Annotated in this window: 9 protein-coding genes; 3 read left to right on the top strand and 6 right to left on the bottom strand. The window is 45.9% G+C overall.

What is annotated here, in order from left to right; all coding sequences use genetic code 11:
• Positions 1–78: 78 nt before the first annotated feature.
• Positions 79–381 carry a hypothetical protein gene (locus MHN31_RS05870; protein WP_125562615.1) on the bottom strand — a complete coding sequence of 101 codons (303 nt, stop codon included), beginning with the start codon at positions 379–381 and terminating at the stop codon, positions 79–81.
• A 138-nt stretch (positions 382–519) separates the two neighbouring features.
• On the opposite strand from MHN31_RS05870, the gene nhaR reads away from it, so the two are divergent.
• Positions 520–1,434, top strand: a complete 915-nt coding sequence (gene nhaR / locus MHN31_RS05865; RefSeq protein WP_010380070.1) for a transcriptional activator NhaR — start codon at positions 520–522, stop codon at positions 1,432–1,434.
• The gene (locus MHN31_RS05860) at positions 1,431–1,712 is read left to right on the top strand and encodes a SelT/SelW/SelH family protein (RefSeq protein WP_138538407.1); all 282 of its coding nucleotides are present in this window, start codon (positions 1,431–1,433) and stop codon (positions 1,710–1,712) included. Before nhaR ends, MHN31_RS05860 begins: the two co-directional genes overlap by 4 nt.
• A gap of 10 nt (positions 1,713–1,722) precedes the next feature.
• Here MHN31_RS05860 and MHN31_RS05855 read toward each other — a convergent pair whose 3' ends face one another.
• Both MHN31_RS05855 and MHN31_RS05850 read right to left on the bottom strand, forming a co-directional pair.
• Positions 1,723–3,750 (bottom strand): methyl-accepting chemotaxis protein, encoded by a 2,028-nt coding sequence (locus MHN31_RS05855; RefSeq protein WP_239443724.1) that lies wholly within the window; start codon positions 3,748–3,750, stop codon positions 1,723–1,725.
• A gap of 581 nt (positions 3,751–4,331) precedes the next feature.
• A complete protein-coding gene (locus MHN31_RS05850; protein WP_239443723.1) occupies positions 4,332–5,258 on the bottom strand; it encodes a hypothetical protein in 927 nt (308 codons plus the stop codon).
• A 112-nt stretch (positions 5,259–5,370) separates the two neighbouring features.
• Here MHN31_RS05850 and MHN31_RS05845 point away from each other — a divergent pair, with 112 nt between their 5' ends.
• The gene (locus MHN31_RS05845) at positions 5,371–6,204 is read left to right on the top strand and encodes a hypothetical protein (RefSeq protein WP_239443722.1); all 834 of its coding nucleotides are present in this window, start codon (positions 5,371–5,373) and stop codon (positions 6,202–6,204) included.
• Here the strand turns inward: MHN31_RS05845 and MHN31_RS05840 are convergent.
• From MHN31_RS05840 to MHN31_RS05830, 3 genes are all read right to left on the bottom strand, one after another.
• Positions 6,156–8,288 carry an EAL domain-containing protein gene (locus MHN31_RS05840; protein WP_239443721.1) on the bottom strand — a complete coding sequence of 711 codons (2,133 nt, stop codon included), beginning with the start codon at positions 8,286–8,288 and terminating at the stop codon, positions 6,156–6,158. The genes MHN31_RS05845 and MHN31_RS05840 overlap by 49 nt on opposite strands.
• Positions 8,289–8,539: 251 nt before the next feature.
• Entirely contained in the window at positions 8,540–9,424 is an 885-nt protein-coding gene (locus tag MHN31_RS05835; RefSeq protein WP_194868181.1) for a protein-glutamate O-methyltransferase CheR, read from the bottom strand.
• Complete coding sequence (locus tag MHN31_RS05830) at positions 9,402–13,565, bottom strand: response regulator (protein WP_239443720.1); 4,164 nt, start codon at positions 13,563–13,565, stop codon at positions 9,402–9,404. The genes MHN31_RS05835 and MHN31_RS05830 overlap by 23 nt, the downstream gene beginning before the upstream one ends.
• Positions 13,566–13,881: the final 316 nt, after the last annotated feature.

Raw genomic sequence — 13,881 nt, 5'->3', positions numbered from 1 at the left:
CCTCCTATTTCGTTCAGTTTGGGTCGAATAAATTTTCTACTTTTTAACTAAAGTTGCTTTAGTCCGCTTGGGGCTAAACTAAGCAACCCGATTAAACTGGCGCGCCAGTAGCAATTCGCTGTCACGCAATGCACGCTTGATCACCTGCATCATGTTCTTACCTTTGGCTCGAACGAAGACACTGGGTAACCCGGGCAATAACACTTCCACTTTACAGATAGTCAAAACGCCATGGCGCTGGCAGGGCTGCTCATCCACATCAATGCGCACTTTGCGAATATGGGCGGCGTAGCGCATAAACTTGTTGGTTGCCAACTTTGCGAGCTGCGACTTGGTCGCCTCCGCAATACGCTTGCCTGTTGCTCTGAAATTTAGTTTCATAATGCTATCAACCTCTTGTACAAAGCCAGCAATTTACTGGAAATTGAACTCATATTGTTGCGTCGATGAGGCTAATCTACTAATGTATTTAAAAAGAAAAAAGCTGATTAATTCTTAGCGAAACCTCGAATATTACGAATGATAACGAACATAAATTACAATCACCTGTACTACTTTTGGCAGGTTAGTCGCCACGGCAGCATTGCCGCGGCCAGCAAAATATTGCATCTGACACCACAAACTATCAGCGCACAGATCACCAGTCTGGAGCAGCGTCTGGGTAAGCAGCTGTTTTTACGAGAAGGCAGGGGATTACGACTGACAGAGTATGGACAACTCACCCAGCAATATGCCGATGACATGTTTGCCATTGCAGAAGAGTGGCTTGAAACCACCAAAGGTGATCTTGCCTCAATCAATCGAACACTGAAGGTAGGTATTTCCGATGCGCTGCCAAAGTCTTTGGTCTCGAAATGGCTGGCTCCCTTGATTGATAACGAGCGTATCTCCAACCTGCACTGCATTGACGGTCAACAAGCTGAGCTGCTGGCACAAATGGCCACGCACAAATTGGATCTGGTGTTGGCGGATAAGCCCTTAGATGGTGACACTCCGTTCAAACTCTTCTGTCACGAAATTGGTAAGAGTCAGATCGGGTTTTATGGCATGAAGCAGGATCAGGCCTTAACCGGCGACAACTTTCCAGCTGCACTGGCCGACACACCAATCATATTGCCAGCCAAGAACAGTCCGGTCACCAGCGCCATTCAGTATTGGCTCAATGAACTCAAAATCGAGATATCTGTTGCCGGTCATGTAGACGACAGTGCTTTGATGAAAGCATTGGGGCAACAAGGATTCGGGGTATTTCCTGCACCTTTGTCTGTGCGCGAAGAAATAGAGCGACACTATGATGTAAATTTCATTGGTGCAATCGAAAACGTCTATCAGAATTACTATGCCTTTACTCCCGACAGACTGATCAAAGACTCAATTTACTCCGAATTTGTGCAACATGCGCGCAGCATAGATGATAATCAGGAACCAACATGAGTAAACCCAGAATAGCAATTCAGTATTGTGTTTTATGCCAGTGGTTGCTACGCAGTGGCTGGCTTGCCCAGGAATTGCTATCAACGTTTGCAGATGAGTTGGCCGAGGTCGCTCTGGTCCCGGCCAGCAAGGGCGTATTTAAAATCTATTATGACGATACCTTGATCTGGTGTCGGGAGCGTGATGGCGGCTTTCCGGAAGCTAAAATTTTGAAGCGTCGGGTGCGGGATCAGCTCGATCCCGGGCGCGATATGGGCCATATCGACAGCGCCGGTTAAAGTCAAAAAGCTAGAGCTTAAAGCGCTCAATAAGCTGGGTCAGCCTGGCTGCAAAGCCACTAAGTGACTCACTGTCTTTGGCCATGAAGCCCATTTCCTGTGAGTTACGAGCAGCCGTTTCCTGAACATCTTTCATTAACCCGGCAATACTTTCGCAATGTGCTGCCTGGTGATTTGCGGCCTCTAGCACCCGTTCACTCAATGCGGTTGCTTGTTCTATGGCCTCACTAACCTGCGCCATGTTACTCGCGAGCACTTCGCTTTGCTGGGCACACGCGCGAACATCCTGCTCCCCATTTTGGATCAGAGTCGCGGTAGTGTGCGTATCGGCCTGCAGAGTCGCAATCATCTTGTTGATCTCCTGCGTGGCATTTTGTGTACGAATAGCGAGCTGTCTGACTTCATCAGCCACTACTGCAAAGCCACGACCTTGTTCACCGGCCCTTGCAGCCTCGATGGCCGCATTTAATGCCAGTAAATTAGTCTGCTCAGCAATTGCGACTATCGTATCAAGGATTTTCCCTATGTCTTCGCTGTGGCCTCTGAGTCCGTCCATCGCTCCCACTGATTCAGTCATCGTGCTGCTTAAAGACATGATTTTTTCTTTATTATGCATAACGCTCTGAGCCGTTTCCTGATTCAGCCGCTGCGCATGCTTAAGCCCAGACACACCATCTTGTGACTGTTCAGATACATCAACAGCACTGTTGGCTATGTTAGACGCAATGTTCAACGCATTGTCTGTCCGCTCAACCTGAGCCTTTGCCCGGCTGGTCAGTGTTTGGCTGCGCGCCAATGAAGAGCCGGCTAAGTTTTTCAATTCATAGACCTGAGTATCAATTTCTTCCAACAAACTGCTTAGGCTTTGCTTTACCTGATTGATGTTGTCAGTCAGAGTGCCAAACTCATCATCCTGACGTTTGACTATCTGCCTGGAAAAATCTCCACAGGCTATATATCTCAGCATTTTATTTACTGCTGCCAGTGGGATAAGCATCGCACGGCTGGTAGACAGTGCGATCCAGACCGCTAAAATGGCGAAGACCAGTACTAATATCAGCGCCGCATGTTGAGCTTTTTCAATCAATTGATCTGATGCCTGCTGATACAAATCAAACTGGTTCTGGGCCTGACTCTGGATGGTATCAATCTGGTCAAACAAGTCGGTAAAGGTCTGCTCAGCACGCCGATAACTCTCCATAGCGGTTTGCTGGCCCCGGTGGCGCCGCTCAAGCGCCTGATACAAAGTGCCAGGCTCTTTTAACTGACGAGCAATGTGCTCCCAGGCCGGTTCAAACTGCTGAAGTAATGATTCGATAGGCAGCCCGGCAGACTGACGTTTCAGGTATGTCAGGTTGTCACTGATGTTATCAATAATAAAGCCAACATCATCGCGGTGCGTCGCAAGGGCATCAGAGCCTAGTTGCGCCAGAGATTGCACATTGTTTTCCAGCGTAAACAGCAGATCATCAATGCGGATCCCGGTCCCCGCGACTTCATCTCTCAGCCGGGTATCCGTTGTTTCGATTAGCTCGATATCCAACATCGCTGTACCCGCAGTATTTCTGTGTTCAAAAAACTGGCCAACGCCTTGTTGAATAGTGTGGCCCGCGCGAAATTGCACCAGACGTGCTGCGAACAAAGCTTCTGAGAATTGTCGCAATTCAGTACGCACTGTAGCAACTTCCCGAAGCGGCCGCACCACGCCGGGATTATCTGCCGAGCGCATTTCTAATTCATCAAATAGCGACTGCGCGCGTGCTTCAGCCTGGTTAAATGCTTTCTGGATCTGCTGTATTGCCCTTTCATCACTCGCACTGTATGCCTTGGATACCAGATTACTGATCCTAAGTTGCTGTTGCTGAAACTGCTCGGCGGCATGCAAGATGGGCTGGGCGGTGTCTGTTACTTTATGGTTGGCACGTTGGATCTCTAACAGTGCCCAATAAGCCAGCGCACTGGCAATGACCAGCAACATACCAATTCCACCAAAGCCCAGGGTGATTTTGTGTTTTATGGAAAGCCGCAACGGCAACATGGCTATACCTTCCTTTACTACCACCTAATTTATTTATATGCAGCTAGATGACAGTGTTAAATACGCGAGTTATTGATGAAAAATACAATATAAATATAGAAGTAATTATTACACTGCGAAATGTGGTTACCCATATTAGTCGTTCAATTTAACTCAGCCTAACTAAAATAGCTGACAAAGCTGGCCCGTTAGTACGCTGTTTTAACCTATCAGAGTTAATGAGATCTCGATTTTACAGTTCACACCTTGCTTGGCATTGTCATATTGCTTTCTGGCTCGTCGAAAACCGTAACCCATATTGTTGACGTAGCCCCGCGCATTATTTGTGCGCGACAGCCAGTTGACTGGTCTTGAATTGTGAATGCGAAAAAATATACTCAAGCAGTTTTTGACCCCTTTTCTGAGGCACCTCAAATACAATCACATCCATCAAATAAGCAAGTGACACCTTATCGCTTATCATTCTGATAAATACAGCTTACTCCTGGCTTTTGTATACATTACGAAAGCTGCGAGGCTGACATGTCGAGCAACATATCTGCAAAGCGGGAGAAACTTTAAACCTGACTGATTACCAAACATTACTTGTTGGCATCTTTGCGAATTTGTTCCAGCAGGTCTTCGTCTCCGATCATACGCTGCATCAGGTTATAAACCTGATTATCAATATCATTGTCGTATAATTTTAAAATATCGTTTGCCAGCTGCCTTTTAAGGCCTGGATATTGCTCATCGTTAGCCTGATAATATTGCGACATCAGGCCTTCTGCAGCCGTTGCTCGCATGTAATCGTTGTCTTCTTTTTCAACAATATCCAGTAAAGAACGCGCTATACGCGCGTCTACCACAGGCGTTTGTGCAACTACATCCAACGCCTGAACTCGGAGTTTATCATCATACTGGCCACGGCTGATTTTAATCACCGCGTCCACGGTGTCGTAGCTCATGGTGTCCATTTGCGTACGATTCAGCACATACATATTCATCTGTAACTGGCCCATTGCCGACAAGCGGTCAATCACAGGTAAACTCTCATCCAGCACTTTTTGCTGTAATTGTCTGCTCAGTTTATCCGCATACTCAGGATCGGTTTTCAGGCGCATCTCATAGTCATCAGGCAGGTCTTCATAAAAGCCATAAACCGGATTGCTCTGTCTGTGTGCGGCACGTTCTTTCTGTTCCTTCCTCTCCAGGATTGCCAATACAGAATCCTCAAGCGCCTCAGGAGACGCTGGCGCTGAGAACGTGCGATTCTCTAATTCGAGAACACGCTCCTGTAAGTAACGCACTTGTTCCTCTAATTGTTCAATATGTTGCTGTTTTTGAACCAAGCTACCTGCCTCGACAGACGTATACTGTTCGCTGTGACCTTGCAACGATACATTTTCTGCTGATTGAACATCAGATGTACTACTAAGTACTGGAGAGTGGGTAAAGTGGCTATAGAGCGCGACACTAAGCGCACAGACCGAAAAAGTAAACGACAGTGTGGTTTTCAATTGTGACATATATTTCCTCTCAAGCCTGGCAATCTACACAAAAAGCATTGCTTTTGCATCGAGAATACTGTTAAAAGTTGTACCTCTAACAAATAGGCCAACATAACAACAAGGACTCAGGATGGTTGCCCGCTGGCATACGGTAAAAATAAGTGTCTTAATCATCGCACTCGCCATGCTCGACCTCATATTCACCCTGCTCGGCGTGTGGTCCGTGGAAGGTGAAACACGCAACTGGGTATTGAGTTTTGAAGCATTAACCCTGATTTTATTGTTGTGCAATTGCTTAATAATAAGACAAGTTATCAGCCAACATCAATACGCACATACTTATCGGCTACTTGCAAACCTGGTTGTGTTTTCTCTTATGTTTTGTCTGGCAGGCGACGTTGTTAACTTCAACCTGGCTCAAAACTACTTCCAGCATAGTGCCGTGGTAAAACATGATTATCTCGCAGACTCTGTGTGGTTTTTTATGCCCGGCTATCTCTTCTTATTTCTTGCCTGCTGGCGTTTGCTGGGCTATTCGGGCACTCAGGTGGTTTACTTTGTAGTTGCCATGCTAATTACATCGCTGCTGGCCTTATTCAGTTACTTAAATATGCACTTACCAGGCAGTGGCTGGTATGTCACACTATTAACCGGCGGCTATGCCATAGTCATTGCACAAGCCGCATTATTAGGTCTGTGTTTACTTACCAGCTCTGATATACCGAAAACGCCGAGAATCTTTCTGGCACTCGGTATGATATTAGCGACCGTTGCAGATGCGCTTATCGGACAGTTTTGGATCTTTGGCAATGAAGGACAAGGCTACTACCCTCAGATCAGAGCTATCAACTGGGCAATTTATATTACGTCGCAGGCCATTGTAATTCATTTACCTCTGGTTGCGATAACCCAGGCTCAAACCTCAAGTCGAACCTCTGCCGCAGAGGCTGGCTTGGCAAAATAATAGCCCTGAATATAGTCGCACTTTTGCTCCAACAAAAATGCTAACTGCTGCTCTGTCTCTACGCCTTCGGCCACCACTTTAAGATGCATGTTGTGCGCCAAACTTATGATGGCGCGCACGACCATCTCACATTTATCATCCTCACCTAATTTACGGATGAATTCACGGTCAATTTTTAATGTATCAATCGGCAGGTGCACGAGATAACTAAACGACGAATAACCAGTTCCAAAATCATCAATCGCGACGGAGATACCCAGGCGCTGAAACGCATTAAGGATTTCGATTGTCTGCTGAGGGTTTTGCATCATCATCCCTTCTGTTACTTCCACCTCTATGGCGTCAGCCGGTAATTGATACTTCTGCAACAGATAAAATACCACCTCAGGCAGCTCCTCTCGCTGCAACTGATCCATAGATAAATTTACCGCGATACAGGGCGGGTTAGGGTATTCAGCTCGCCATTTTTGTGCCTGACGACACGCCTGTTCGACCACCCACTCACCTACCTTATTGATCATCCCCATTTCTTCAAGCTTGGGGATAAATACATCAGGACCCAGCCTGCTGCCATCCGCAGGAAACCAGCGTAACAAAGCCTCTACCTTATTGACGCGATTATTAAGAATGTCCCATTGAGGTTGGTAAAACAGTGCAAATTCCTGATGTTCAATCGCTGCACGTAGCTTTTGCTCTAATTCCAGCGATGCCAGTGCCTGCAAATGAAGCTCTTCAGTGAAGAACTGAAAGTTCTGCCCGCCTTGCTTTTTGGCCCGGTACATCGCCAGCTCAACGGCCCTTAATACACTAACACTGTCTTCCCCGGCGCCCGGAAAACGCGCAATCCCAATGCTTGGGCCAATGTAAATTTCATGTCCGCGAATAAGGTAAGCGCCCGACAAATGGCCGAGTAAATGCTCAGCAAGTACCGCTTCATTCCTGACATGTTGTTCTATAAAATTCTCCAGTAAAATCACAAATTCATCACCGCCAATCCGGGCAACAATGTCACCATCACTGACCGTTTTCACAATTCGGTGGCCCACTTCCTGAAGTAAAATATCACCCACTTCATGGCCAAACTGGTCATTGACCTGCTTAAAATGGTCCAGATCGAGGTGCAGAAGTGAAAACTCCCGGCCATGTCTGAGGCTACGTTTAATTGCTTGCTGCAAGTGTTTCTCAAAAGTACTGCGATTAACCAGTCCAGTTAAAGTATCAAACTGAGACAAGCGACTCAGTTGCTCCTCAATGCTACGTTTTTGACTAATGTCCTGAAAGGCAATGACCACACCAAACAAAGTCTTGTTTTCGTAGATAGGCGTGGCAATAAGCTCGGCAGGAAACATACGCTTATCACTGTCTTTGAACAGCCCATATGAATCCCGATAGGTGTAGCCTTTGGCGCAGTGCTCAAAGATTTTGCAACTCTCCCAGGTTGTATTGCCTGCCCGTGACGTCGACAAACAAATGAACTCCGCCACATCAGCACCGACTAAGGTATTTTCGTTCTGGCCAAGAATTTTCTCTGTGGCGGGATTGGTATAAGTGATCTTGCCGTGAACGTCGACGCCCAGAATACCTTCGCCGATGGATTTCAGTAATAATCGGTTTTTGTTTTCAAGTTCTTGAATATCATGAAAAGATTGCAACAACTTCGTTCTTTGCTGATCCAGTTCCAGAAAAACTTGTACTTTACTGTACAACGAGTGGGCATTAATAGGCTTAAACAGGTAATCAACCGCCCCGACCTCATAGCCTTTAAATTCCAGCGCTTCAGTGTGATCTGCCGCGGTGATAAATATGATAGGTGTGTGCTTAGTTTCGTCATTCATACGCAGCAAAGAGGCCGTCTCAAACCCATCAATACCGGGCATCATCACATCAAGTAAAATAACAGCATACTTATGCCGTAATACCAATGAGAGCACCTCATGGCCCGACTCTGCCGAGTGAAAATTAGCGTTCATATCCGACAGGATCTTTTTCACGACTCTGTGGTTTTCGGGCCTGTCATCGACAATCAAAATTGTGGGTTTAGTAAGGTCGTCTTGCTGCAACGGACTTTGCTGTATCGCTTCCATAAATCATCCTGGGTTGTGTCTTTCCCGCTCTTTCAAGCTTAGTACAAAAACCACACTGACAAGCCCAGGCTATTTAAAATTTCCTACGTCTTTAGTCCTAGTTCAAACCTGAAACCATGAAAAAATACCCATAAAGGATACAATCCTTGGGCAAAAAAACGCTTAAATTTGCTGTTTTTATTTAATCTAATGTGGTTCTTTTTTCACTTAATGTGTTGATTAACACAGCCAGAAACAATCTCGAATAGACATCACACTCTGGGTATTTTTCGATAAAGGGTAGCCGCATTATCAAGTAACTGCCATCGGCCATTGGAATCAAGAGAATCAAGGTTTTCGAGCCGTCCCAGACCTAAAAAGCCACTGTGGTGCAAACTCTGATCAAACAAATTGATAACTCGCTGCTTCAGCGAGTTATCAAAGTAAATCATAACATTTCGACAAAGTATCAACTGCATTTCACCAAACACACCATCACAAACCAGGTTGTGATTAGCAAACACAATGTTTCTGGCCAGTTCCATACGAATTTTGCTGCTGTGATATTGTGTAGAAAAATGTTCATGGAACGGCGTAGTACTGGATATTGCCAGCTGGTTATAATTTTTCTCCCCCTGACGTATCGTTTCCTCAGTAAAAATACCCGTTTTGGCCTTGTCCAAAATCCGGTCATTAAAATCAGTTGCATATATCTTAGCCCGGTCATATAAGCCGTGAGCCTTTAATAACATTGCCAGAGAATACACTTCCTCCCCGGTGGCACACCCAGCATGCCAAATTTTGTAGTAGGGGAAAGTTTTTAGGATAGGAAATACATGTTGCTCAAGAGACTTAAAAAACGCAGGGTCTCGGAAGAACTCCGTCACGCTCACTGACAATTCCTGCAGCAGCTTGTGCATATACCCTTTTTCATACAACACCTTGGGAATTAAATGCGAAAAATGGGCAACATCATCCATAAGCATGCAATTTTGTAAGCGTCTTATCAGCGTACTGCGCGCATACTGTGAAAAATCATAACCACTACGCCGATACAAAACGTCCAGCAAAATATCGACTTCTAACATTTGCTCAGGAGTCAGCTTGCTTTCGCGGCTTGATAACTGGGTCATATCAATGGAGTCTGTCGCTTGCATTTTGCGTTTCATATAACCAGATTTTCATCATAGATATCAATACATTGATATCTACCGGTTTAGCGAGATAGTCACTGGCCCCAGCTTCCAGGCATCTTTGCTTGTCTTCACTCATCGCCTTTGCTGTTAGCGCAATAATCGGGAGGCTCTGTGAAATATCCGCGCGAATATGCCTCATGGCTTCAAAGCCGTCCATAATGGGCATCATAATGTCCATCAGGACCAAATCAAATTGCTTACTCTGCTGGAGCTTCTCCAGGGCTAGTTGACCATTGTCAGCCATAGTAACATCCAGTCCCTGCTCCTTCAGCAACTTGGATAAGGCGTACGTATTTCGCAAATCATCATCCACCAACAGAACATGAAAGCCCGACAAGTCAACAGGTTGACTTACGATATCGCTGCGCTTTGCAGCAATGACACTGGGTGGTAACTGCTGCTCAACAGAATGCAAAAAAAGCTCAACTTCATCTTGCAAACGCACCGGAGCATGGTCTGTCTTCAGTACAATTTTATCGGTAAATCGCAACAGCTGATGGTATTCATCCCGGCTCAGCTCCTGCGCGGTGTAAATAATGACCGGTGGCAATATAAGGCCCGCCTCAGCATCCATTTTCTCGAGCAGTTCAAAGCCCGATATGTCCGGTAAATTCAAATCAACTATACAACAGTCAATCTGATGTTGTTTCAAAAGTTGCATCGCCGTGCTGCCATCATTTGCAACATGGAGCTGTAACCCCTTTTGCTGTAAAACCTGTTTAATCACTTTACATGCATGTGTATCGTCTTCAACCAGGAGTAAGTGCTTAATGTGTTTTTGTAGCAAAACTTCAAACTTAGCGAAGACCTGCTCCATCTGATCCAAAGAGACAGGCTTAGTTAAAAAGTCGATTGCCCCTTTTTGTAGCGCTTTTGGATCTTTGTTTTTACCCGATACAATATGAACCGGGATCAGGCGTGTTTTAGGCTCAGACTTTAACGTATCCAATAATGCCATCCCATCCATGTCTGGCAATCCAATGTCTAATATCACAGCGTTAGGCTGCGCTTGTCGTACCTTGTCTAAGGCTTCATCGGCTCGAGCACATACCACAGGTTCAAACTGATGCTTGCGCGCAATATCAGCTAAAATACTGGCAAATTGGCTATCATCTTCAACAATCAAAATTGTACTTGCATATTCAGGAAGCGGCTCGGGCGGAGCGTCAGTAGTCACGATAGAGTTAATGCCAGCTACGCTTTGTGACAGCGGCTCAGCCAGCAAGGCATCGTCATGCACTTTCACAAAATCATTTTGCTGCTCCGGTTGACTTTTGTGCACCTCAGTTTGTGACACAGGCGTAACTTGCTCTGCAGAGTCCAGTTGTTTTTGACGCGGTATATATAAAGAAAAAGTACTACCTGCCCCCAATTCGCTGGTCAGATGGATCTCGCCACCCAGCAACTTACTGAACTCTCGCGATATGGTCAGCCCCAGCCCTGTACCACCAAAGGCTCGGCTGGTTGACCCATCCGCTTGCTGAAAAGCTTCAAAAATCGCTTGTTGTTTGTCTGGTGCAATGCCAATACCTGTGTCTCTAACGACAAAGCTCAGACAATCATCTGGGGTCTGCTTCAAATTACTTAATTGAACATCACCAGCGAGTGGCTCTATGCATAGCTCAACATGCCCCTGGTCCGTAAACTTAAATGCATTAGACAATAAATTACGTAATATTTGCTCCAGTCTGAGCTCATCAGTTTCTATGTCTTTAGGTGCCAACGTAGAGATAGAAACCTTAAAATCCAGATTCTTTTCTTTAGCAAGCGGCTCAAACTGCCTCTTCAGTCGAGCCACAAAGCCGTGCAAATCAACCCGGTCTGAGATCAGTTTTAGTTTACCCGCCTCAACCTTTGATAAATCCAGAATTTCATTAATTAGCGTCAATAAAGACTGGCCACCGTTATAAATGACCTCAATGTCTTCAAGCTGTTCGTCGCTTAAGTTACCTTCCGAGTTTCTGGCTAAAGATTGCGACAGTAGCAGCAAACTATTCAGCGGCGTCCGTAATTCATGTGACATGTTGGCCAAAAACTCAGACTTGTACTTGCTGGATGCGGCCAGCTGTTCTGCACGATGCTGTAACTCAATGCGGGCATTTTCGATTTCGACTTTTTGTTTCTGTAAGGTGTCCGTGCGCTCTGTTAATTCCGTATTGGTTTGAGTCAGGCGGCTTCTTTGCTCTCTGAGCTCTTCTTCCGAACGCTTTAGCTCCTGTGTTTGCTGTTCCAGTTCCTCATTGGCCGCTTTTAAATCCTGCTGCTGGGACTCAAGCTCCTCTGCCTGCTGCTGCGATTCATCCAAAAGCTCCTGTAGCCTGCCACGTGACAGAGCTGATGCAATGGCCTGTCCAATACTATCCGCACACAGCTCAAGCAACTCAATGCTCTCTGCAGAAAACGGCTTAACACTGGCAACAACGATTACTGCCAGTACGGCTTCATTTTGCCGTTTGTCTTTTACTGGCACAGCAACCACATGCCGTGCAGCAGAGTGCCCTAGGCCCGAGTCTACCAAAATCGACACATGATCTACGGGTAGCTCTTTAAGATACAATAACTTGCTTTCTAACGCGGCCTGCCCAACCAGCCCTTCTCCGAGTTTAAATTCAGTATTTTCGGTATTTCGACATTGATAAGCATAACTGGCCTTTAACTGGAAAGTTTCGCCTTGTGCTGCGTACAAAGCACCTACTTCAGCTTCCAAATAGCCGGTGCAAAAATCACAGGCAATTTGATAAATTTGAACCACAGACTGATTACCAGTTAAACGCTCAGCAATATCGGCTTGCCCTGCTTTTAACCAGGTTTGCGCTTGCGAGAGTTGATAAGTTTTACGTAAATTTTTGGTCATCGCATTCAGCGCGTTCCCCAGTAAGTCTTGTGGTCCTTTTGAGGTAAAGTCTTGAGTATATTCCCCTTTTTCTATTTCTTTTGCATGGCGGGTGATTGCACGTAACGTTTCCGTCATTTTTGCCAGTGAGCGGGACAGCTGCCGCACCTCTTTGCTGCCTTGAAGCTGTACATTGGTACTAAAATCGCCATCAGCAACTTGCTCTGCAACCTCAATTGACTGATTAATCGATTGCCCTATCTGCTTGTTAATTAAGTACGCGATAAGTGTTGTTATCATTGCTGCCAGGGCAAGAGCAATAACAGAGAATAAAGACAACTCTGCTAAGCTATTTTGATTAGACATCAGGCTGTTATCTGCAAGCTGTTGCTGCGCAATTTCGATTTCAATCAGCTGGTTTTTGAGTGCGCGCGTTAACGGACCCAGTTGCGCTTGCCAGATGCTTTCTGCCTGATCCCAATCAGCACTGCGTCTGTACTCGAACATGTCTCGTACCAACGCCCAATATTCGACACGTAAACGCATAATTTTCTGAAATTGCATTATCTGCTGCTCGTCCAACAAGGTTTGTTGTTGCTGGACATTTAACCAGGCGTCTTCATGCCAGGAGTGATGCTCCTCAAAATCCCTGAAATAGGATTCCTGATTGCTGAGCAAAAACGCTTTTGCAGCGCTCATTGAAATCGCGAAGCTGGCCCTGAAGTCTGCCAGGTGCTTAAGAAGTTGCTTGCGCTGCTCTCCCGCAGAGAGCTCTTCTTCCCGCTCAATCAATAGCGTTACCGCATTTTGGATCCGCTCAGCTCTGGGCATCGCCTGATTAAAGAGAATTTGTAACCCTGGGAAGTTTTCTTCGGTTTGGGCGACGGCTTCTATTTGCTGCTGAACTAGCCTGGCTTCACCCAGCTTTGCTTCAAGCCTGACAACCTGGTCCCGGCTCAAGGCCGACAAGGACAATCTTTTGATCTTAAACAGAGACTCGTCAATGTTTTGCCAGACCTCCCGCCGCCCTTGCAAGTGTTGCTGACCGCCTCCTGCCATCCAGGATTTCAGCTCGAGTTTAGAGTCCTCGAAGTTAGATCTCAGTGCCTGCATATGCTTAACGCTGGCCAGTTCATTCGTACTAAACTGAGTGCTACTTTGCTCCAGCTCAGCTAACTGAAAAAGCGCCGCAATAACAATGGTGGCGGGGATCAAAAAAGCCAGTGCAAATCCGGTGCTTATTCGTGTGCTTAAGGTGTTAAACTCCATTATTCCTTCACTCTCAAATCGGTAGATCCATTTATTCTAAAATGATCACTCAGAGTATAGTCACGGACTCTCGAACATGGGGAATATTTTGGTCAATTATCCATCACATAGTGAATGGCACTATTTCGATGCAAAACCACGCAAAAAACCTTGTGCCAATAGGTTTAAGGGTAATCAAATAAAGTGGACAGACTCAGTGTAGGCGTCTTCAATAACGTTTTGAGTATCTGACTTCAAAAATGGGACTCAGTGCTTCCCACAAATTGCTATTGCTATCATTGGCAGCATTTCAAATGCTGGCATAGCCACACGCAAA

Source organism: Pseudoalteromonas sp. McH1-42 (genome assembly GCF_022347845.1).
Lineage (GTDB): Bacteria > Pseudomonadota > Gammaproteobacteria > Enterobacterales > Alteromonadaceae > Pseudoalteromonas > Pseudoalteromonas rubra_D.
Note: the sequence above shows the minus strand (reverse complement) of the source record. Positions and strands in the feature narration are given on the sequence as shown.